This is a genomic window from Acinetobacter sp. ANC 5600, from assembly GCF_002018395.1.
Classification (GTDB): Bacteria; Pseudomonadota; Gammaproteobacteria; order Pseudomonadales; family Moraxellaceae; genus Acinetobacter; species Acinetobacter amyesii.
On the sequence record NZ_MVKW01000003.1, the window covers coordinates 188,698 to 210,779 of the forward strand.

Sequence of the window (22,082 nt, forward strand, 5' to 3'; positions counted from 1 at the left end):
TCCCTATATGCAAAATCGCATTCAAAATAATCGTCTATTGAGTTACTTGCTGGCTATTGCACTGATGTTCTGCCCGATGCTGCTCTCTGCCAAAACCATTATGATTTTGGGCGATAGCTTAAGTGCGGGTTATGGTGTTTCAGTGCAGCAAGGTTGGGTTCACTTATTACAAAAACGTCTAGACCAACAGTATCCGAAACAACATAAAGTGGTCAATGCAAGTGTCAGCGGTGAAACCACCAGTGGTGCTTTAGCGCGACTCCCCAAACTATTGCAGACCCATCGTCCAGACCTTGTGGTGATTGAGTTAGGTGGGAATGATGGTTTACGCGGACAGCCCCCTGCACAAATTCAAAAAAATTTAGCGCAGCTGATTCAAAAAAGCCAACAGGCCAAATCGAAAGTGATTTTATTTGGAATGAAAATTCCACCGAATTATGGCAAGGCATATAGCCAAGCTTTTGAAAATAACTATCAAGTGTTGAGCCAACAGTACAAAGTCAAATTATTGCCTTTCTTTATGCAAGGGGTGGCTGGGCATAAAAACTTGATGCAACAAGATCAGATTCACCCGAATGCCAAAGCGCAAACAATTTTGCTGAACAATGCTTATCCATTGATCAAAGCAAGTTTATAAATTTTGTTGGTGAAAATCGATTCATAAAAAAGGCGCTTCATTTGAGCGCCTTTTTTTAAATCTTGTATTTACTGTAGTTTGCTTAGAAATCGTAGAAGCTTACTTCACCCGTTTCGAGTGAATACTCAGCGCCCACCACTTTTAGTTTGCCTTGCGCAATTAAGTTTTCGAGGACTGCTGAACCATGACGCAGTTGATTTACTGATGCAAAAACGTTTGAACGTACTGCATGCATTGAAAGTTTTTCGAGGTCATCTTTCAATTCAGTTTGCATAAGTATTTCTACAGATGGACGAACGCGATTCACAATTGACATCAAGTTAGCTGATGGTGGTGTCGCAGGGTTAGTTAAAGCTTCAATCGTAGAATGAATCGCGCCACAGTGTGTATGGCCCAATACAATGACCACAGGACATCCAAAACTTTCTGCTGCAAATTCCACGCTACCGACTTGAGACGGTGCCACAATATTACCTGCAACACGAATCACGAATAAATCGCCTAAGCCTTGGTCAAATACCATTTCAGCAGGAACACGTGAGTCTGAACACCCTAAAATAATCGCAAAAGGTTCTTGGCTTTCGGCCATTTCAGCACGTTGTTGATGCGTCAAAAGCTTTGGGTGATTCGTTTCACCGTTTACAAAACGTTGATTCCCTTTTTTTAAACGATCTAAAGCTTCTGCTGCTGTTAGCATGTTCTAATTACCCTTATCCGAAGTTGCAATATTTTAATACCAGTCGAATCGATTGTCACTTGCAAAAACAATTGCTGTGAATTTTTTCTACGACGATGCAACTTGATAGAAAATGCTACTCCACATTCATCAAAAAAAATTATTTTTTCTGTAATGGTTCACATTATTAAAACGCAAGTTTAACCACATCAAAAAAGCAATGGATGACAAAGGTCATTTTTAATTTACAATATATTTCATAAATATACGCTTTTACTATTTCAGCCCATTCTGATAATAGTCATATAAATGATCTAAAAAATATATCGATTCGATTTAACTGGGGTAAACGTCAATGAAAGGACATCATTCACGCGTTTTTGGCTTTTTCAAGCTAGCAACAATTTGCTGTATGACGTTTACTGCCAAACATGCTTTGGCTGCAAATCCGTCTCCCATCAGCAAAAACTTTGCCGTACCCTCTATCGTGCAAAATTATTTGAGCCAAGAACGTAAAGCGGCAGGTTTAGTCACACACAGCGTTCAAGTCGGCAATGTAAATTGGAGTTATAGCGAAGGTGGTCAACGCTCTAAACCGACCATCTTGCTCATTCATGGTTTAGGCGGCACACGTGATAATTGGAATCGTGTTGCGCATTATTTAACACCGAACTATCACGTGATCATCCCCGACCTTCCGGCCAATGGCGATACACATGTGCCGGTCGATTTTGATGTCTCAGTGCCGAATGTCACGGAACAACTACGCCAGTTTGTCCTTAAAATAGATATTGAAGATAAACTGAATGTTGCAGGTCACTCATTGGGTGGTTCCATTGCCACGGTATATGCCTCTCAATATCCTTTTGATACCCAAAGTTTATTTTTACTCAACAGCGCGGGCATTTATAAACAGGCCAATACCAGTTACACCCGCGACCCGTATAAACTTAAAAATTTAATCGTTTCAAAACCGGGTGATTTAGATGATGTCATGCATAAACTCATGCAAAATCCGCCCAATGTTCCGACACAGCTTAAAGAAGCGCAGGAGAATATCTTAATTGCGCGTGCGCCCTTCACCAGTAAAATGATCGATCAAGTCGTCACGCTCAATCGAATCTACACCCCTGAAACTTTTGCTCGTTTAACACGAACAGTAGAAGCCCCAACCCTGATCCTTTGGGGCAAACAAGATAAAATCTTTAATGTGGAAGTGGCTGGCGAACTCAAGTCTTTACTGAAACGTGCAGAAACCCCAGTGATTTTAAATAACGTCGGTCATATGCCAATCTTAGAAGCTGAACAACAAGTTGCAGACCATTACTTGCCTTTCCTTGCGAAAAGTCAAAAGTTTAAAAACCCTTTGGTAGATAAACTGATTCAGTTAAACTGAGCATTCGCCATTTTTAGATCCCCATCACTGGGACTTCAGGGAAAGTATGCAGAAAAACCCGATGATTGAGCAGTTGATTGACGCTCAACTGAACTTTTTAGATCAGAGCTTTTCACACAATGATACCGTAGCCACTGAATTCACCCATTTTTATCAATGGTTTCGTAAACAATCTTTGCGGCAGATTTGGAGTTTTGATCAAATCAATGCCTTGTTGCAGAAACAAATTTTAAATACCCCTGCAAGTCAATTTCTGATTGAGCAAATTGCTGAACATATCAAATTTGCACTGATTCATCCTGCAAATGACAGCACCACGATTGCCGAAATCATTCCTGTGTTGACCATTGATAAAATTGCGCAGTATGTGGCGAGTAAACAGGGACATCGTCAACGTTTAATTCATACCATGGTCAACAATCCTGCATTTTCAGCCATGATCAGTCAGTTGATTCAACATGCGATACAAGATTATTTAGACAACTCAGTTATTGCGAAATCTGTCCCCGGTGTTTCACGATTTATGAAAATGGGGAAATCGGTACTGGAAAATGTCACTGATACCAATTTAGATAATGCAGTCAGCAAATACTTACAAAAGAATATTTTAAAGCTCAGTCAAATGAGTGAAACCGTGTTAAATCAGCACTTTGATGATCATAAGCTGTACCATTTTCAAGCCAATTTGTGGCATAAAATTAAAGCGCTGCCAGTTTCAGTATTAAACAACTATGTTGAAGTTCAGGACTTGCCGCAAACAGTTGCCATGGGTCATGAAATTTGGGACTTTATGCGACAGGCCGAGTACATGAAACAGCAAGTGCATGATGGCGTATATGCTTGGTACGTGCGTAATGCAGAACGCCCTTTCGATTTATTGCTGCGTGATTTAAATATTGATGAAGCACTGATTCAGCATGAACTTCAAAACCTACTCAATCCAATCGTACAACAGATGATAGAGTCGGGTTATATACGTGAGCGTTCCCGTCTTTATTTAGAACAGTTTTACTACTCAAGTGAAGCACTGAAAATTTTAAATATCCCAACATAAAAAAAGCCGCGTGAAGCGGCTTTTTTTTGGACATACTTAGAACTGGTATTTCAAACTTGCATAATAAGCTCGACCCGGCTCGTTATATGTTTGGTTGACCGTTTTATCACGCAGTTTTTGCTCATCAAATAGGTTATTCACACCGATACGAGCACTTAAAGCCGCATTAAATTTATAACCAAAGTTAATGCCTGCAATGCCATAACTTTTCACGCTATCCATCGCCAAGCCATTTTTGCTTTCAAGACTGGTTTCTGCATATTGACGTGGTTTTTGACGACCATATTGGGTATAGACAAAGTTACTGTCTAATCGATCCGTGATGTTGTAGTTCAAAATAGAGTTTATGGTGTAATTTGGAATCACTGAAAGTGGATTGCCAGTACGTTTATCTTCAGAGTTGATCATATAGGTGACGTTATTGGTCCACGTGATATCACCCCAGTCCAAAGAAATACTTCCTTCAACACCTTCCACCAAGGCTTCTGGCGTATTCATCCAACGCAGTACATTATATGTTGTTCCATTTACTTCTAGTTCTTCTAGACGTGTATCCCCTGCAACTATCTTATTTTTATAATCATTACGGAACCATGCAAAGCTTGCATTTACGATGTCTTTTTCAAACTGTACACCTAATTCTTTATTCACTGAAGTTTCAGGTTTGAGATCGCCATTACCTTGTAATAGACATTGGCTCAGCCCAATCGGACAGCCATTACCGCGAGTGCTTAACAGATAACCTTCTGCATTTTGGTACATATTAGGTGCTTTATACGCCTTAGCCACACCACCTTTTAATGTCCAATAGTCGCCAAGCTTTTGCGTAATATTGAGACTTGGACTCCAGCTATCACCCGATTTACTATGATTATCATAGCGTAGTGCCAAAACAACATCGGTGCTCTCGCCCAAATTCATATTGTTTTCAATATAGGCCGACGCAATCCGTGAATCCATGTGTGAACGGTCACCTGAAGTCAGCACATCACCAAAACCGCCTGCGCCAGCTTGTGTATTAACCGTATCGGTAAAGTCATCTTCAATCCATTCAGCACCTAAAGTTAATACTTGTGGGACATACCATTCGAACGGCAGATTGGCTTCTGCATTAAAGCGAATGGTTTCTAGATGTGACGTTTGTTTATTCTCGAGATTATTAATCTGTCCCTCAGTACTACCGCCTGTTCCTTCAGGTAGGCGTTTATTTTTGGTTTTGTCATATTGCACAATGAGTTTATTATCGCCCCAACCCCACGTACCTTCATGGGTTAATGCAAAACTATCACGATAAATGGTATTGGTTTCTTCACCGATTAAAGCGGATAAAATTGGTGCTTTGTTTGGATCGGCTGGATCAAATACACTGTTTTGACTGTCGCCTGCAAAACGGTTGCCTTGGCGGCCAACACTTGCGTCAAACATCAAGACTTGTTGATCGTTCAACTGCCAAGCCAAGCGCCCTGCGATATCTTTATTTTCAACGCCTTCTCGACCCGCCATACGCGCGCCATTGTCCATTAATGCATTAATATCCGCAGCATCTGAATCGATTTTGTTATAACTACCGTATAAACGATATGAAAGGACATCTTTGAGAATTGGCCCGCTTAAGTTAAAGCTTTCACGGTGACTTGCACCCTCTTTAGCGTCTTCAGGCTGATTGGTAAAAACCTCCACAGAGCCATGCACTTCATTGGTCACTTTCTTGGTTTTAATATTGACCACACCACCCATCGCACCTGAACCATAACGCGCTGCAGCTGGACCACGCAGTACTTCAATCGATTCAATAGCATCTGCAGGTACCCAGTTCGAATCACCACGTGTATCACGCTCACCACGCCAGCCATAACGTACTGAGTTTCTCGAATTTACAGGCTTGCCATCAATTAAGATCAACGTGTTTTCAGGCCCCATTCCACGGATATCAATCTGACGGTTATTCCCTCGCTGGCCTGTGGCACTGTTACCAGTCAAATTTACACCCGGCATACGGCGCACATACTCTGAAATATCATTCACAACCGGCATTTTTTCTAAATCTTCTGCCGTAATTTTTGAAGCACCTAATGATTGTTTAACTTGTTCTGCTGCGGTAACAACAATGGTTTCCATCTTCGTTACGGATTCGTCTGTTGCTTCAGTTTGCACATTTTCTGCATGCGATAAACTTACCAATGCACAGAGTATTGAAAGTGTTAGCGTTGATTTTAATAGTTGTTTGGTCATTGAGTGCTTCCAAATAAACGTATTTATGGAGAAATCTAGAATAATGTGTTGCACATTGTAACCACCACAAACAATATTGCAATTAATTTCAATAATCATTCTCATTTATATTTGTGATATCGCTTATCCTTTTGATGTAAAAACCCTAGAAATATCTAAAAATCTTCGTTTTTTTGATTTAGACAATAAAAAAGCCGCAACGTTGCGGCTTTTTATAAAAATACTGAACTTATTTGAAATAAGCACCTTCAGTATTACTGTGATCCGTTTGGTCAACAACACGCATTAACTCAGGTACATGCTGCTTCAATGTTGTTTCAACACCTTGTTTCAAGGTTAAATCGATTGAAGAACAACCTTGACAACCACCACCGAATTTAAGCACTGCAGTTAAACCATGTTCTGCATCTTCAACCACTTCTACCAGTGCACAGTTACCACCATGACCTGCAAGTCCAGGGTTAATTTCTGACTGTAGAACATAAGTGATTCGCTCTTCTACAGAGGCATCTGGACCCACACGTGGCACTTTAGAGTTTGGCGCACGGAAAGTTAACTGACCACCAAAACGGTCTTTGTTATAGTCAATCACCGCATCCAAAAGATATGGAATAGACGGTGTGTCAATAAATGCAGGGAAATCTGGATAGTCTTGTTTATAGTCTGTAGGCACAACTTCTTCTGGTGCACTGTAAGCCATACAACATTCAGCACGTGGCGTACCCGGATTTTCCACAAAAACACGTACACCAATGCCCGGTGTATTTTGTTTATCCAAAAGATCTTTCAAATACTCTTGGGCATTTGGAGTGATCAATAGGTTTGGAATTTCTTCAGCAACTGCTGTGCTGTTGTTCTCAGTCGACATTACAATATTTCCTCAAGCTGAAGTCGCTATTTTAACTTAAGATGCGGGGCATTAGAAAAAAATCAACTAAAATTGTCGGAATTATTCTGAAAGTTCACGCTTTAAGCCGTTTTAATGGCATTATTGAGCATAAATTTTAACAAGTAGAATAGTCATATATGTTGGGCCTACCCTTTAACCACACCGTGACCATTATCCTGATTACGGTGGTGATTTCACTGATTGCATTTTCAAATCAGAAAGTGATGAATCGTTTGTTATTTTGGCCGCCTGCCCTCAGTCGTGGCGAGTATGACCGATTTATTAGCCATGGTTTTATTCATGCAGATGGCGCGCACCTATTGTTCAACATGATTACCTTATTTTTCTTTGGTAGCGTGATTGAAAGTTTTTATCGCCAATATTTTTTCGACATGGGCTTTGTGCTGTTTTACTTGGGTGGCTTGATCGCAGCGATTATTCCGAGTTATTTAAAACATAAGCATGATACCCATTGGGCAAGTTTAGGGGCTTCTGGGGCGGTGTCTGCGGTACTCTTTGCGTATATTCTGTTTGAACCGTGGAAACTGATCTTTGTATTCTTTATTCCTGTTCCTGCGATTATTTTTGCCGTGCTGTATGTGGCTTATAGTATCTGGTCAGGTAAACGTGGCAACAGCAATATTAACCACAGCGCACACCTTTGGGGCGCAGCGTATGGTGTAAGCATGACGATTATTCTTGAACCGAAGCTCATTCCACATTTCTTAAGTCAGTTATTAAACGTTCCTTTCTAACATTAAGTTTAAAAAATCAGCCTGATGTAACCAGTAAAATGACAGCCTAAACCGTTTCAGTTTAGGCTTTTTTATTGTGCAGAGTTTAACCTCATGACCATTGATCTTTTCTTTAGCCAATTTCCCACATCTACAACACCGCACTTTGAATATCGAGCTATACAATTTCACAGCAGATTGAAACGCTATCTATCCTTGCCCTGATTTAAACTGAAATGACACAGAATAAAAAAGGGAAAATTCCAATGAAAATAGTCCTGATGTTCTCAAGTTTGCTGTTGACCTGCGTGTTGAGTGCTTGTGCCGTTCACACCCGTGAAGGCAGTATCGTGGTCGACCCAGATCGTAATCACTATCCTTATAAGTACCCAGATCGACATGGCGACTTTTGCCCGCCCGGACAGGCTAAAAAAGGCCGTTGTTGATTTGCCGTTGCTGATTTCATGCCCTCTTCTTTTAAGCCTTCAAACCGAAGGCTTTTTCAATTCCGGCAATAAAATTTGAAGCTGTATATTCTACGAAAGTTCACAAAAGCACATGACAAATCATATAAATCTGGCACTTTATGCCACCCTATTTTTTAATTTGGCATAGATAATGTATACATCTGTATATTAATGACAAAATTAGCTGAGATATTTTGCATGTCGAGTTCAACTGAAGGTCTTCAATTTCCCATTTCGGCTTCAAACCAAAAGCCGAGTACATCTAAAACTGGTCGTGAAATTATTGCTGAAGCCTTAGCTGCAGTTGACCATCACTCTTCTGTACGTGCAAAACAAGAAAAAAACTGGCGTAAAAAATATCCTGAATATTTTAAAGCCTTGGTTGAACAAGGAATTCAATCATCTGAAGCTGCGATCAACATTGCTGAGCAAGGTTTAAATAAAGCGCATCACGTCTTTGAGTTTTATCGTGATCAAGAAAAGCATACGCTCAAAGATGCAGTAGCTTTGACTGCACATCCGCTGCATACCGTGAAGTTAAAAGGTGAAAGTGACGCAGCGCCTGAGTGGTATGTGCCCTATCATGGCCAAAAACTGCAAGGTGAGGCTTTACTGGCTCAGATTCAAAAATGGCAAGATTCTGGTATCATTGAAGCCAGTCATGCAGACGCATTACGTGAAGCCATTGCACACCCAGAATGGTTCGATTTATCAGATCGGACTATGGTGCTCTTTGGTGCTGCCTCCGAAGCAGGCCCTCTGACGTGGTTAGCAAAATGGAAAGCCAATATTGTAGCTATCGACCTGAATAATGAACGTGTTTGGGATCGAATCTTAAGTACGGTTCAAGCCGGTAATGCCACTTTATATGCACCGAGTCTTGATGCTGTGCATGAAGACACTCCCATTCAAGAACTAAAACACAAATTGGGCGCCAATTTACTGACACACATTCCTGAAATTGCACAGTGGCTTGCACAAAGTGAACATCAACTTGATCTGGCTGCAATTGCCTATTTAGATGGTGAAAAGCATGTTCGTGTTGCAATGGCGATGGACAGCATCATGGCTTATGTCAGTCAACAAAAAGCCGACACCAGCTTGATGTTTATGTGTACTCCGACCGATGTCTATGCGGTTCCAGAAGAGATTGTTACGGCAGCGCAAGCCAAATTCCAAAACCGTGCGTCTGTACAAAAGCTATTGACGCAAAGCATTGCCAAAGTCACAGGTCAGCATTTCTTTAAGCAAAATAATGAGCAAACCACCACAGCAGACAATGGAAAATCCTATGGTATCGCTGACTGTTTGGTGGTGGAACAAGGTCCAAACTACGCACTCGCAAAACGTATCCAACAATGGCGCGCAACTGTCGCACGTCAAAATGGTCAGCGGGTTAGTATCAATATTGCGCCATCCACCACGACTCGCTCAGTGACGAAGAATCCATTATTAAAAGCCGCATTTAATGGTGCGAGTTTATTTGATGTTGAATCCTTTCAACCTGAAACCACCAATGCACTCATGGCGGCTTTATGGATTCATGACTTGAGAAATCCTCACTCAGTTGCAAACCCTGAAACAGCGCTAGACCATCCTTTAGAACTCATGATGCATGGTGCCAACCATGGTGGCTTATGGCGTGTAGCTTATTTGGCACGTACCGCCTTACCTTTTGCGGCGCTGTATGGTTTTGCTGAAGAGAAATTGCCCGTGAAAAAGTATTGGGACTGTTTAAAAAAGCGTAAGGGCATTGGTTCAAATAAGTGTTGAACTTTGCAAAGCTTCAACTTGTTAGTTTGACTATTCCATTTCAGCTCAGCCATCCCATTCAAATCGGTGATGTCTGAGATAAAGCCATAAAAAAACGCTGCCGAAGCAGCGTTTTTTTATACCTAAAATTTGAGTTCCTTAGAACACTTTCAAGAATAACCAGTACAAGCAGCCTGATAGACAGATCGTTGCAGGTAAAGTGAAGATCCAAGCCGATAGAATGGTTTTCACTGTTGCAAAGTTCAGACCTGATTTATTCGCGACCATAGTACCTGCAACCGCAGAGTTCAATACGTGTGTGGTCGATACTGGCATACCAAAACCATCCGCAGCAGCAATTGTTGACATAGCAACAAGCTCGGCAGACATACCTTGACCATAGGTCATGTGGTTTTTACCAATACGCTCACCTACAGTGACGACAATACGTTTCCAACCCACCATGGTTCCAAGACCCAGTGCCAATGCAACAGCGACTTTCACCCATGTTGGAATGTACTGTAAGAACGAGTCTAAGTGACTACGATATTCCTTCACAGTCTTTTGTTCAGCTTCTGCCATTGCTGGTAGTTGGTCAGCTTTATCTAGACGTTTAAAAGCAGTAGTACTTAAGTACATGTCATTACGAATCGAAGATACTTCTTGTTCAGGAATATCTTTTAAGTCGCCATACTGTGCAACACGCTCACCTAAATGATCGGTCAAACTTGCTAAAGCTGGCACAACTTCTGGGCTGACTTCTTTGGTTTGAATGTATTTGGTGAGTACATCACGCGCTTGTGCATCAGGAATATCCTTATGCTCTGCGTAGATCACAGTCGCAGTTTGAGCAGATAACTGATGGAAAGATTGAATATGTTGATTATCTAAGTTCTTATTCAATGAATAAGCCAATGGCACACATCCGATCAAAATCAGCATGATCAGACCCATACCTTTTTGACCATCATTTGAACCGTGCGCAAAACTTACACCTGTACAGGTAAAGATCAAAATTGCACGAATCAGTGGTGGTGGTGGCTTATTGCCTTCTGGTGGCTGAAACAGTTCAAGCTGTTTGCGGAAAATACGCTTCACCAACAAGAAAACGAGAGCTGCAAATGCAAAACCAATCAGTGGCGAGAACAATAACGCCTTACCGACTTTAAGCACCTGCTCCATATCTACACCGCTCGCACCACCGCCTGCATTTAACAGGTAGTTCATGATGCCAACGCCAAGAATAGAACCAATCAAAGTATGCGAACTAGACGCAGGGATGCCTAAGAACCAAGTTCCTAAATTCCACAAAATCGCTGCGATCAACATAGCGAAAACCATGGCAAAGCCAGCACCTGAACCGACATTCATAATCAATTCAACAGGTAACAAGGCAATAATGCCGTAAGCGACTGCACCACTGGCAACCATTACGCCTAGGAAGTTACAGAAACCCGCCCACATTACCGCAACCGGTGCTGACAAGGCGTTGGTATAAATCACCGTTGCTACTGCATTTGCAGTGTCATGGAAACCATTTACAAATTCAAAGCCAAGTGCGATGAATAAGGCTGTGCCCAATAAAATCATTGAATAAAGACTTAAAGGCGGAACATGCGCTAAATCGGCAGTCACCTGAAAACCAATATAAATCAACGTTGAAATAATCACCGTCAAAAATACCGGCATAAAGAATTTCGGTGTAGGCACATGAACATTCGTGGACTTTTGAGGAGTCGACGTGTGCGCTGAATCTACGGGAGTTTGTTTAGAATTCATGCAGGCAGGAATAGAGGATTTTAAAATCCCCATATTGTTCAATTTAATTATGACAATTATATGACAAAGCGGTGTCATATAAAGCAATTTTTCTTGCTTTATTTGTTTTTTTTAAGTGTTAAAAACCGACTTCCACACTCTACTTTCATAAAGTAAATCAGTTATTTAATCTACGTATTTAAACTTTATTTTCTTTGAAACCCAATGTTTCAGCTTATATTTCATCTGTCATGTTTTTTTGTCATATTGCATAGCCCTGCTGGATGTTTTTTAATCTTGCCTGAGCAATATGACAAATTCATGAAGCTTTCCATACATTTATATGAAATTGGAATATGAAATTAGCAAGTTGCAATATTGCTCATTAATTCAACAAGCTAATAATTGCGCACTGTGAAGATGATTGAATATCAATAAAACTGCAATGAATTCTGTTAATATATTTGCCGATTTTATATTCCATCGGATTGGGGTTATTTATGTCCACGCTTGCCACCCTAAAAGAGCTGCTCGCTCAACGGATTCTGATTATCGACGGTGCAATGGGCACCATGATTCAGCGTCATAAACTCGAAGAAGCTGACTACCGTGGTGAGCGTTTTGCAGATTGGGCATCTGACCTCAAAGGCAATAATGACCTATTGGTGTTGACTCAACCGCAAATTATTCAAGGCATTCATGAAGCCTATCTCGATGCTGGTGCAGACATTATTGAAACCAACAGCTTTAACGGCACTAAAGTTTCAATGTCTGACTACCACATGGAAGATTTGGTATCAGAGATCAACCGTGAAGCAGCGCGTATTGCCAAAGCCGCTTGTGAAAAATACTCAACGCCTGAAAAACCGCGTTTTGTAGCAGGTGTGCTTGGCCCGACTTCACGTACTTGCTCGATCTCGCCAAATGTAAATGACCCAGCATTTCGTAACATTACTTTTGATGAGTTAAAAGAAAACTATATTCAAGCTGCGCATGCCCTGATTGAAGGCGGTGCCGATATTCTGCTCATTGAAACTGTATTCGATACTTTGAACTGTAAAGCTGCCATTTTTGCAGTGAAAGAAGTGTTTAATCAGCTGGGCTATGAATTGCCATTAATGATTTCAGGCACGATTACCGATGCCTCTGGCCGAACTTTAACTGGCCAAACTGCTGAAGCGTTCTGGAACTCTGTGCGTCATGGTGATTTATTGTCGATTGGCTTTAACTGTGCCCTAGGTGCAGATGCCATGCGTCCGCATGTAAAAACCATTGCTGACGTTGCCGATACTTTTGTTTCAGCCCATCCGAACGCTGGCTTACCAAATGCCTTCGGCGGTTATGATGAAACCCCCGAACAAACAGCTGCATTTATTAAAGAATTTGCAGAAAGCGGCCTGATTAACATCACGGGCGGTTGCTGCGGTACAACGCCGGATCATATCCGCGCTATTGCCAATGCCGTAAAAGACATTGCGCCACGCCAAGTGCCAGAAACTAAGCCTGCTTGCCGTCTGAGCGGTTTAGAGCCGTTCAACATTACAGAAGATTCGCTGTTTGTGAACGTCGGTGAACGTACCAACGTGACAGGTTCTAAAAAATTCCTACGCTTAATCCGTGAAGAAAACTTTGCCGAAGCTTTAGAAGTTGCACAGCAGCAAGTTGAAGCTGGCGCGCAGATTATCGATATCAACATGGATGAAGGCATGCTGGATTCAGAAGGCGCAATGGTGCACTTCCTGAATCTTGTAGCATCTGAACCTGAAATTTCACGTGTGCCGATCATGATTGACTCATCTAAATGGGAAATCATTGAAGCAGGCTTAAAATGTGTACAAGGTAAAGCGGTTGTAAACTCGATCTCCCTCAAAGAAGGTTATGACGAGTTTGTACACAAAGCACGTTTGTGCCGTCAGTACGGTGCAGCTGTGATTGTGATGGCATTTGATGAACAAGGTCAGGCAGATACTGCTGCACGTAAAAAAGAAATCTGTAAACGCTCTTATGATGTATTGGTCAATGAAGTGGGCTTCCCTGCTGAAGACATCATTTTTGACCCGAACGTGTTTGCAGTGGCAACAGGTATCGAAGAACACAACAACTATGCTGTGGACTTTATTGAAGCGACAGGTTGGATCAAACAGAACTTACCGCATGCGATGATTTCCGGCGGTGTGTCTAACGTATCGTTCTCATTCCGCGGTAACGAGCCTGTACGTGAAGCGATTCACTCAGTGTTCTTATACCATGCCATTCAGCAAGGCATGACTATGGGTATCGTCAACGCAGGTCAAATGGCGATTTATGATGATATTGATGCTGAACTGAAAGCTGCGGTTGAAGATGTGATCTTGAACCAAAACCAAGGTGAAAGCCATCAAGAAGCTACAGAAAAGCTGCTTGAAGTTGCTGAGAAATACCGTGGTCAAGGTGCTGCGCAAAAACAAGTGGAAAACTTGGAATGGCGTGAGCTTCCCGTAGAAAAGCGCCTTGAGCATGCTTTAGTGAAAGGTATCACCACCTTTATTGATGAAGATACTGAAGAAGCACGCCTGAAAGCTAAACGTCCACTCGATGTGATTGAAGGTCCGCTGATGGACGGCATGAATGTGGTAGGTGATTTGTTCGGTTCAGGCAAAATGTTCCTGCCGCAAGTCGTGAAATCTGCACGTGTCATGAAACAGGCTGTAGCTTGGCTGAATCCGTTCATTGAAGCAGAAAAAACAGCTGGCCAATCTAAGGGTAAAGTCCTGATGGCAACGGTGAAGGGCGACGTGCACGACATCGGTAAAAATATCGTGGGCGTGGTGTTGGGCTGTAACGGCTATGACATCATCGACCTTGGCGTGATGGTGCCTTGCGAGAAGATTCTGCAAACTGCCATTGATGAGAAAGTCGACATTATTGGTCTATCTGGCCTGATTACGCCGTCTTTAGATGAAATGGTTTTTGTTGCGAAAGAAATGCAGCGCAAAGGCTTTAATGTTCCATTGATGATTGGCGGTGCAACCACATCTAAAGCACATACAGCAGTAAAAATTGATCCGCAATATTCAAATGATGCGGTGATTTATGTTGCCGATGCATCTCGTGCGGTGGGTGTAGCAACAACTTTACTTTCTAAAGAAATGAAACCGAAGTTTGTTGCAGAAACCCGTGCTGAATATGAAAAAGTCCGTGAGCGTATTGCTAACAAACAGCCGAAAGCAGCGAAACTGACGTATGCTGAATCGGTTGAAAATGGCTTAAAAATTGACTTTGCTGCCAATGCGCCTGCGAAGCCAAACTTTATTGGTACGCAAACGCTGACCAATTATCCATTGGAAATTTTGGTTGAATACTTTGACTGGACACCGTTCTTCATTTCTTGGAGTTTGGCAGGTAAATTCCCTGCTATCTTAACTGATGAAGTTGTAGGTGAAGCAGCAACTGACTTGTATGAACAAGCACAGACCATGCTAAAAGACATCATCGACAACAAACGTTTTGATGCTCGTGCTGTGTTTGGTATTTACCCTGCAAACCGTTCAGCAGCGGATTCGGTTGAAGTGTATAGCGAAGATGGTCAATCGGTTACGCATACCTTCCATCACATTCGTCAACAGTCTGATAAAGTGACAGGTAAACCAAACTTGTCATTAGCGGACTTTATTGCGCCTAAAGGTGTCGCAGAAGACTACTTGGGCGGTTTCACTGTATCGATCTTTGGTGCAGAAGAAATGGCCAATGAGTACAAAGCTAAAGGCGATGACTACTCTGCAATTCTTGCACAATCTTTAGGTGACCGTTTTGCGGAAGCGTTTGCGGAGCATTTGCATGAGCGCATTCGTAAAGAGTTCTGGGGTAACCAAGCGTCTGAAACCTTAAGTAATGAAGAATTGATTAAAGAGAAGTATGTGGGCATCCGTCCTGCACCGGGCTACCCTGCTTGTCCTGAGCATTCTGAAAAAGCGCCATTGTTTGACTGGTTAGGTTCTACCGACAAGATTGGTACGCAATTGACTTCTAGTTTTGCAATGTGGCCGCCTTCATCTGTCAGCGGTTTCTACTATGCAAACCCTGAAAGCCAATACTTTAACGTGGGTAAAATCGCAGGCGATCAGCTTGAGGATTATGCAAAGCGTAAAGGTTGGACTTTGGATGAAGCGAAGCGTTGGTTAGCACCGAATTTGGATGATTCGGTTCAATAATTGGTACCAAGACTCGAATTATGTCTATAATTCGAGTCTTTTTTAATACGTTAAATTTTAGAATAATCTAGAAATTTCAAACCTCTTCATTTCATCCAATGTATCCACAAATATGAGAAATTCTTTGTTGCCCTGTAACTTTCCATTAGTTACAGATATATTTTTCAATTGTTTTTTTTCTTTCAAAAAATTAATAAGTTGAGTACTTAATCCTGCTTTAAATAAAACAATATTTTCTCTATGCTCACTTCCATATATAAAAAGATTATATTCACCTTCAGTAATAAGTTTTATTTCATATAATATATGAACAAATTTAGAAAGATCAAAATTTACAAAATCTGTTTCATTTTTCAGGTGAACCAATGCTAGATTGGCACGTTGTTTTCTACTCTTTGATGATAAATCGATACATGTCTTATTTTTATTACCACTCCAATAAGGAATCTCCCCAAATCCAGCACCTATATAAAATTTTTTATATTTAGGAATATTGTTACGCCCCAACCAATCATAGTACTTTAAAATATGATTAATATGTGATTTTAAAGATAAATTATGCATTCTATAAACAAAATTATTATAATATTTTCGAGTATTTTTGTAATTGAATCTCAAAAATTTTTTCGACTTTATTTTTAGATCATAGTCAAAGTCCTTAATAAAAAAATAGTAAATTTTGTCTATTATGTTTAATTTCACCCAAAATGTTGAAATTAAATAATTTTTCATTCTTTCAAATAGAATTTCATGCACTTGATTAAATTCATTATAAATACTATGTATATCTTGTTCAATTATGGTCTTCAGTAACGAATTATCTTTTTGATCATCATAAATTAGAAAGTCTTCTAATTCTCTTACAGTGCTTATGTTTTCAGTAGAGTTATCCTGTATAACATTAATACCAGTATTTTTATTTTTTAGTTGGTCGTTTATTGTATTTAGCAATGCAGGATTTTCTACACTATCCTCAAATAAACTACTTTTCAATAGTTTAATTTTATGATACATATCACGTTTTCTGCCATTAAAGTAAGTATCATTGACAAAATGAACACTTGGATTTAATTTTGATAAATCCTCATTGGCATTGCTGAAAACCTCATTCAATCTATTAACTCTTCCAATTAAATTAATTAAGTTCTTAATCTTTAGATCTGTTGTATTTAAAATAAATAACACCTCAATTGGAAAATTAATACCTTCCAAAACCACAGAATTCGCAACAAGATATTTAATATCAGATTCAGTTTTAAACTTATATTCCAAAAAATCTTTTATTAAATCAGGAATACCACCATGCAAATAAATCAATCCCTTTTTGATGTAATCAACACAATAAAAATCTTCGTGTAAATTATCAGATAAAATTTGAGATAAAGAATATAAATTTTCATTCAAAAGCAATCGATGACAAAGCCGTTTTGAAAGTTCTTCAACTTTTTTAGGTGAGTTTAAATAAATAAAATTTTTACTCTTTTTATTATTTTTAATGTATTCATATAAATCTTCACACCAACCTAATCTGTAACTTTCATCTAAAAATCGATTGTATTTGAAAAAATCTCCCGTTTCTTTAAATTCAAAGTAGTCTGGCTCTTTGATATTTAAACTTATTTTACGTTCAAAAAAAACTTGTTCAACCTCTAGTTGTAAACTTTTAGATTCATTAATCAAAGGAGATAAATAATAATGCTTTGAATTACCTGCTCTAAATCTGTTTCTTCTAATAGCTCTAGCTAATATTACTGCTCTATAATCATTAGGCAGTAAATTATGTGCTTCATCAACTATCATCACATCAAAATATGCTTTTTGATTTTTTGAAAAAAATCTCAATGCTCTTTCTTGTGTAAAAACACTTATAAAACTCTCTTCATTATCGTACATATCTTCATTAAATATTATTTTTCTATCAGGAAAAATATTTCTTAAATCGATTATATTTTGTGAAATTAAAGACTTACTTGGAACTATTATTGAAATTTTTTTATTGAAATTTTTTCTTATTATATCAAAGATTAATGAACTTTTACCGAAAGATGTAGGTGCAATATATACATTATCTAAACTTTTACTTGATAAAATTTCAGTTCTATTCAAACGTTGTTGATACATTTCTATATGTTTATCATATTTAAAAGTATCAACTTCGACATCATTTTTTATGCTCTCTAAACTCAATGATTCTATTAGTTTTTTTTCAAAAATAAATCTATTTATTGGATAAAATCCAACATTAAGGCTAAGATCAAATAAAGGCTGATATAATTTATTTATCAATGCTACTTTTAAAATAACAAAATAAGCAAAATTAAAATATGCCACTCTTCTCTTATCTTTTTGATATTCTTGTAAAAATATAATTGATACCGAAAGTATGAAACTTAATTCCTCATACTCAAGTTGAAGGTCTATAGTTAATTTTCTAATTATGCTTTGAAAAAGATCTATATCCTTCAATTTTTTTATTTCATCTATCCCATCCATATCGTGCCTACACAGCCTCTAAATACTTCATGAAATTACTGATGTCCTCATTAGTTATTGAAAGTATTTTTATAGTTTTCCCCTCTAGGTTAATCAATTTCAACTTTTCTTCTAATAAGTTATCTGACCATAAGTTACTCCATTCTCCATTCAAATAAATTGTTGAACATGGAACTAAGTTAAAGTCTTGTATTTTTGAAAAAATTCCATTTTGAAAATCTTTTTTTAACTGCCAAATTTTATCTATTATGTTATCTTGAGCCTTAACATCTCTGTGCTGAACATGATTATAAGCATTAATCCAAGGATTCCCATCTCTTCGCGTGCTTTTCCCTGTTATATATTGCTCTAAACCACTATAAGATTCTCTGATTTTATTTAAATGTGAAATATTTTTGGTCAAACACCCACCAGATTTACTTTCTACCAGAAATATTTCGTCATTTTTACTGTATACACCATCAAATCCTTTTTTCGCACTGCCATCTTCAAGATTAAAAAACAAACAATCTTGCTTGTAATTATTGCTATTCAAAAATAGGTGTATAAGAAATTCAGATATAGCTCCTTGCCGACCACGTAAATCTTTCGTTTTTAAATAATCTAATAATCTATTTTTTACTTCTTCAATTGTACTGCGAGAATGACCTTCACAAATTTTGACTATTTGTTCATCAATTATTTTAATATATTTACTGTCAAACTCACCAATGTGCATTACATGTAGCTCTATGTTTGGTGTAAGTCTCTCCTTTTTATACACCTTCATTCTTCCACCTATAAATTCAAGTATAAATGCTGATAAATTAATTAGTTAAAAACATTCAATCATATTACTTTGATTAAAAATAATTCACAACACCTATAAAACTAGTTTTGTCTGTAAAATTGCAAACCTAGTATTTGCTTATTACTTTTACCCTCACCCCAACCCTCTCCCAAAGGGAGAGGGAGTACTCATTACTAATTAAATGACTGCATAAATTTAATAATGGATGTTCCCTCTCCTCTTAGGAGATGAGCAGCACTGCTGCGCAAGGGAGAGGTGAAAATAGAACCACCCAACCCCAAATCGTCCATTTTTACATTTTTAAGTCAGCAAACATTATGTTTTTCGATAATAATAAACTTTTTACATTCTCCCCTATAAATACAGATTGGTACATCCATGAAAAAACTCATGAACGGTGCAGAAAACATCGTAATTGAAATGTGCAAAGGCTTTGTTCTTGCCCATCCAGAACTCGCATTTAACGAGTCGCACAAAATCATTTCACGCAAAGAAAAGCACAATAACGTGGCACTGATCAGTGGCGGTGGTAGCGGTCACGAACCTGCCCATGCAGGTTTTGTCGGCACAGGTATGCTCGATGCTGCCGTATGTGGTGACGTATTTGCATCTCCATCACAAATTCAAGTCTATAAAGCCTTACAGCAAGTCGCGACTGATAAAGGCGTGCTGATGATCATCAAAAACTATTCTGGCGATATGATGAATTTCCAGAATGGTGCAGCCCTTGCAACTGAAGACGGCGTCAAAGTTGACTATGTCAAAGTGGCAGATGACATTGCGGTCAAAGACAGCCTATATACAGTCGGTCGTCGTGGTGTTGCAGGCACAGTATTTGTACATAAGATTGCAGGCGCAGCAGCATCAAAAGGCTTAGAACTTGCAGACGTAAAAGCGATTGCTCAAAAAGCTGCGGACAACGTCATTAGCCTTGGTTTTGCTTATAGCTCATGTACTGTTCCAGCCAAAGGCACGCCAACGTTTACTTTGGCTGATGACGAAATGGAATATGGCGTCGGCATTCACGGTGAACCCGGCATCCGTCGTGAAAAAATCTTGCCATCCAAAAAAATGGCACAGCGCATCGTGGATGACCTGTTCCTTGACCGCCCAGACATGAAAGAAGTTGCAGTTTTGGTCAATGGTTTTGGTACGACACCATTACAAGAACTGTATGTGTTTAATAACGATGTCTGCCAACACCTTGCCAATAAAGGCATTAAAATTTACCGTACATTTGTTGGCAACTATATGACCAGTATCGACATGAATGGTGCATCTGTGTCATTACTTGCTGTCGATGATGAATTGAAAACTTACCTCGATGCAGCAGCCAATACCCCTGCATTTAAAATGGATGGTTCAGCAGCACAGCCTTTAACTTTTGTATCCAAAGATGCTTCAGCCGAAGCTGTAGTAAACACCCAAGTTGAAACACAGCCTGAACATGCGGTGATTAGCAATGAGCAATTCACCATCGAAAACATGCGTTATGTGGTGGATGTGATGTCTGCCTGTATCATTAGAAATGAAGTGCCATTCTGTGAGCTGGACGCGTATGCTGGTGACGGCGACTTCGGTATGAGCGTGGCGAAAGGCTTTAAGCAATTAAAACGTGAATGGCAAAGTCTGATTCAAGCGCAGCAGATGGATGAATTCATGCTGAACTGCTCAATGATCATTATGGAACACTGTGGCGGTGCATCTGGCCCAATCTGGGGTTCAGCATTCCGTGCAGCAGCGAAATCAATTCAAGGCAAAACTGCTTTGAGCGTTTCAGACTTTGCCGAGATGCTGCAAGCAGTGGTCAAAGGCATTCAAACTACAGGTGAGCGTTCATTTGGACGCGGCGCAGTGGTGGGTGATAAAACCCTGATTGATGCACTTGTGCCATGCGCAGATTCTTGGTCTGCCCATACCGATAAATCCTTTAAAGAAAACTTTGTACTTGGTGCAAAAGCGGCGGTTCAAGGCGCTGAAAATACCAAAGAGATTGTAGCGCGTATGGGACGTGCGGGAACTGTAGGCGACCGTAGTCTTGGCTATCCAGATGCTGGCGCACATGGTTTAGGTGTAATCTTTACGGATATTGCAGAACATATTAAATAACTGAGCATCTTTAAAAATTGCCAGACCACATCAAAAGCATCGATTCGTCGGTGCTTTTTTTATGGCTATTTTAAAGCACTTTTTTTCATCAAATATCTCATGCATACAATACCGTTAGCATGAAATCCATTTTCAAATAATGCTTAAAAATTAACACAATTGAGCTGCTTTATCGCCCAGCGCTTTGCTAAGTTAAAAACACATAACGATAAAAAAGGATGAGACATGGATTTCACTCAAATTTTCATCCATGACACTACATGGACTTTTGCTGCCGAAGTGATTTTGCGTAGCGTCATTATGTTCGTTTTAATCATCGTATTCTTACGCCTAACAGGTAAACGCGGCGTCCGTCAGTTATCCATCTTTGAAGTTGCCATCCTCCTTGCTTTGGGTTCAATTGCAGGAGACCCGATGTTTGAAGAGGAACTCCCCCTCTTACAAGCGCTCATTGTGATGACGGTGATGATTGGTTTATACCGCGTAATCACTTGGCTAATGATGAAATACCAGCCCTTTGAAGATTTAATTGAAGGTAAAGCCTTCTACATTGTGGAAGATGGTGAATTGGTTTTAGAAAAGATTAAACAAGGTAAAATGTCACATGATGAATTCTTCTCTGAAATGCGTCAGCAAAATGTGGAGCATCTTGGACAAGTTCGAGTTGGTTTATTAGAAAGTGATGGAAAATTTAGTATTTTGTTTTATCCACCTGAACAAGTGCGTTATGGACTGCCACTATTTCCGAAACCCTATAAAGCGGTTCGAGATATCAAAATGCATCAGCTGTATGCCTGTACGCACTGTGGCAAAACCATGTACATTCACGGTGCTCAGGATACCTGCCCGCGCTGCGGATGTTGTGACTGGGCTGAAGCGATTAATACACGGCGTTTAGCTTAAGC

15 protein-coding genes are annotated in these 22,082 nt (G+C 39.6%); 9 read left to right on the forward strand and 6 right to left on the reverse strand.

Annotated elements, in window-relative coordinates:
- Positions 1–7 precede the first annotated feature (7 nt).
- Positions 8–637 (forward strand): arylesterase, encoded by a 630-nt coding sequence (locus B1201_RS07795; protein ID WP_078193022.1) that lies wholly within the window; start codon positions 8–10, stop codon positions 635–637.
- Between the two features lie 82 nt (positions 638–719).
- Here the strand turns inward: B1201_RS07795 and B1201_RS07800 are convergent, their stop codons facing one another.
- Positions 720–1,334, reverse strand: coding sequence for a carbonic anhydrase (locus B1201_RS07800; protein ID WP_078193023.1), 615 nt, complete (start codon positions 1,332–1,334; stop codon positions 720–722).
- 334 nt (positions 1,335–1,668) lie between these two features.
- Between B1201_RS07800 and B1201_RS07805 the strand changes: the two genes are divergently transcribed.
- Positions 1,669–2,709, forward strand: coding sequence for an alpha/beta fold hydrolase (locus B1201_RS07805; protein ID WP_078193024.1), 1,041 nt, complete (start codon positions 1,669–1,671; stop codon positions 2,707–2,709).
- Between the two features lie 46 nt (positions 2,710–2,755).
- A complete protein-coding gene (locus tag B1201_RS07810; protein WP_078193025.1) occupies positions 2,756–3,763 on the forward strand; it encodes a hypothetical protein in 1,008 nt (335 codons plus the stop codon).
- Between the two features lie 36 nt (positions 3,764–3,799).
- Here the strand turns inward: B1201_RS07810 and B1201_RS07815 are convergent, their stop codons facing one another.
- Both B1201_RS07815 and nfuA read right to left on the reverse strand, forming a co-directional pair.
- The gene (locus tag B1201_RS07815) at positions 3,800–5,995 is read right to left on the reverse strand and encodes a FepA family TonB-dependent siderophore receptor (RefSeq protein ID WP_078193026.1); all 2,196 of its coding nucleotides are present in this window, start codon (positions 5,993–5,995) and stop codon (positions 3,800–3,802) included.
- 229 nt (positions 5,996–6,224) lie between these two features.
- The gene (gene nfuA / locus B1201_RS07820; RefSeq protein WP_078189947.1) at positions 6,225–6,863 is read right to left on the reverse strand and encodes a Fe-S biogenesis protein NfuA; all 639 of its coding nucleotides are present in this window, start codon (positions 6,861–6,863) and stop codon (positions 6,225–6,227) included.
- Between the two features lie 158 nt (positions 6,864–7,021).
- On the opposite strand from nfuA, the gene B1201_RS07825 reads away from it, so the two are divergent.
- The 3 genes from B1201_RS07825 (at position 7,022) to B1201_RS07835 (ending at position 9,858) form a co-directional block, all read left to right on the forward strand.
- Positions 7,022–7,639, forward strand: a complete 618-nt coding sequence (locus tag B1201_RS07825) for a rhomboid family intramembrane serine protease (RefSeq protein ID WP_078193027.1) — start codon at positions 7,022–7,024, stop codon at positions 7,637–7,639.
- Positions 7,640–7,884: 245 nt separating this feature from the next.
- The gene (locus B1201_RS07830) at positions 7,885–8,064 is read left to right on the forward strand and encodes a hypothetical protein (RefSeq protein WP_078193028.1); all 180 of its coding nucleotides are present in this window, start codon (positions 7,885–7,887) and stop codon (positions 8,062–8,064) included.
- Between the two features lie 219 nt (positions 8,065–8,283).
- Positions 8,284–9,858: a hypothetical protein gene (locus B1201_RS07835; protein ID WP_078193029.1), complete on the forward strand. Its 1,575-nt coding sequence runs from the start codon at positions 8,284–8,286 to the stop codon at positions 9,856–9,858.
- 138 nt (positions 9,859–9,996) lie between these two features.
- Here the strand turns inward: B1201_RS07835 and B1201_RS07840 are convergent, their stop codons facing one another.
- A complete protein-coding gene (locus B1201_RS07840; protein ID WP_078193030.1) occupies positions 9,997–11,616 on the reverse strand; it encodes an inorganic phosphate transporter in 1,620 nt (539 codons plus the stop codon).
- Between the two features lie 479 nt (positions 11,617–12,095).
- Between B1201_RS07840 and metH the strand changes: the two genes are divergently transcribed.
- The gene (gene metH, locus B1201_RS07845; RefSeq protein ID WP_078193031.1) at positions 12,096–15,785 is read left to right on the forward strand and encodes a methionine synthase; all 3,690 of its coding nucleotides are present in this window, start codon (positions 12,096–12,098) and stop codon (positions 15,783–15,785) included.
- Positions 15,786–15,842: 57 nt separating this feature from the next.
- Here the strand turns inward: metH and B1201_RS07850 are convergent, their stop codons facing one another.
- The gene (locus B1201_RS07850) at positions 15,843–18,278 is read right to left on the reverse strand and encodes a DEAD/DEAH box helicase family protein (RefSeq protein WP_078193032.1); all 2,436 of its coding nucleotides are present in this window, start codon (positions 18,276–18,278) and stop codon (positions 15,843–15,845) included.
- 7 nt (positions 18,279–18,285) lie between these two features.
- Positions 18,286–19,047: a hypothetical protein gene (locus B1201_RS07855; protein WP_078193033.1), complete on the reverse strand. Its 762-nt coding sequence runs from the start codon at positions 19,045–19,047 to the stop codon at positions 18,286–18,288.
- Positions 19,048–19,446: 399 nt separating this feature from the next.
- Here B1201_RS07855 and dhaK point away from each other — a divergent pair, with 399 nt between their 5' ends.
- Together dhaK and B1201_RS07865 are read left to right on the forward strand one after the other, a co-directional pair.
- Entirely contained in the window at positions 19,447–21,177 is a 1,731-nt protein-coding gene (gene dhaK / locus B1201_RS07860) for a dihydroxyacetone kinase subunit DhaK (RefSeq protein WP_078193034.1), read from the forward strand.
- A gap of 225 nt (positions 21,178–21,402) precedes the next feature.
- Positions 21,403–22,080, forward strand: coding sequence for a DUF421 domain-containing protein (locus B1201_RS07865; protein ID WP_078193035.1), 678 nt, complete (start codon positions 21,403–21,405; stop codon positions 22,078–22,080).
- Positions 22,081–22,082 lie beyond the last annotated feature (2 nt).

What these genes read in the sequence shown, in the direction of transcription:
- B1201_RS07795 (WP_078193022.1), top strand. Translation starts at nt 8, where the DNA reads ATGCAAAATCGCATTCAAAATAATCGTCTATTGAGTTACTTGCTGGCT.
- B1201_RS07800 (WP_078193023.1), bottom strand. Translation starts at nt 1,334, where the DNA reads ATGCTAACAGCAGCAGAAGCTTTAGATCGTTTAAAAAAAGGGAATCAA.
- B1201_RS07805 (WP_078193024.1), top strand. Translation starts at nt 1,669, where the DNA reads ATGAAAGGACATCATTCACGCGTTTTTGGCTTTTTCAAGCTAGCAACA.
- B1201_RS07810 (WP_078193025.1), top strand. Translation starts at nt 2,756, where the DNA reads ATGCAGAAAAACCCGATGATTGAGCAGTTGATTGACGCTCAACTGAAC.
- B1201_RS07815 (WP_078193026.1), bottom strand. Translation starts at nt 5,995, where the DNA reads ATGACCAAACAACTATTAAAATCAACGCTAACACTTTCAATACTCTGT.
- nfuA (WP_078189947.1), bottom strand. Translation starts at nt 6,863, where the DNA reads ATGTCGACTGAGAACAACAGCACAGCAGTTGCTGAAGAAATTCCAAAC.
- B1201_RS07825 (WP_078193027.1), top strand. Translation starts at nt 7,022, where the DNA reads ATGTTGGGCCTACCCTTTAACCACACCGTGACCATTATCCTGATTACG.
- B1201_RS07830 (WP_078193028.1), top strand. Translation starts at nt 7,885, where the DNA reads ATGAAAATAGTCCTGATGTTCTCAAGTTTGCTGTTGACCTGCGTGTTG.
- B1201_RS07835 (WP_078193029.1), top strand. Translation starts at nt 8,284, where the DNA reads ATGTCGAGTTCAACTGAAGGTCTTCAATTTCCCATTTCGGCTTCAAAC.
- B1201_RS07840 (WP_078193030.1), bottom strand. Translation starts at nt 11,616, where the DNA reads ATGAATTCTAAACAAACTCCCGTAGATTCAGCGCACACGTCGACTCCT.
- metH (WP_078193031.1), top strand. Translation starts at nt 12,096, where the DNA reads ATGTCCACGCTTGCCACCCTAAAAGAGCTGCTCGCTCAACGGATTCTG.
- B1201_RS07850 (WP_078193032.1), bottom strand. Translation starts at nt 18,278, where the DNA reads ATGGATGGGATAGATGAAATAAAAAAATTGAAGGATATAGATCTTTTT.
- B1201_RS07855 (WP_078193033.1), bottom strand. Translation starts at nt 19,047, where the DNA reads ATGAAGGTGTATAAAAAGGAGAGACTTACACCAAACATAGAGCTACAT.
- dhaK (WP_078193034.1), top strand. Translation starts at nt 19,447, where the DNA reads ATGAAAAAACTCATGAACGGTGCAGAAAACATCGTAATTGAAATGTGC.
- B1201_RS07865 (WP_078193035.1), top strand. Translation starts at nt 21,403, where the DNA reads ATGGATTTCACTCAAATTTTCATCCATGACACTACATGGACTTTTGCT.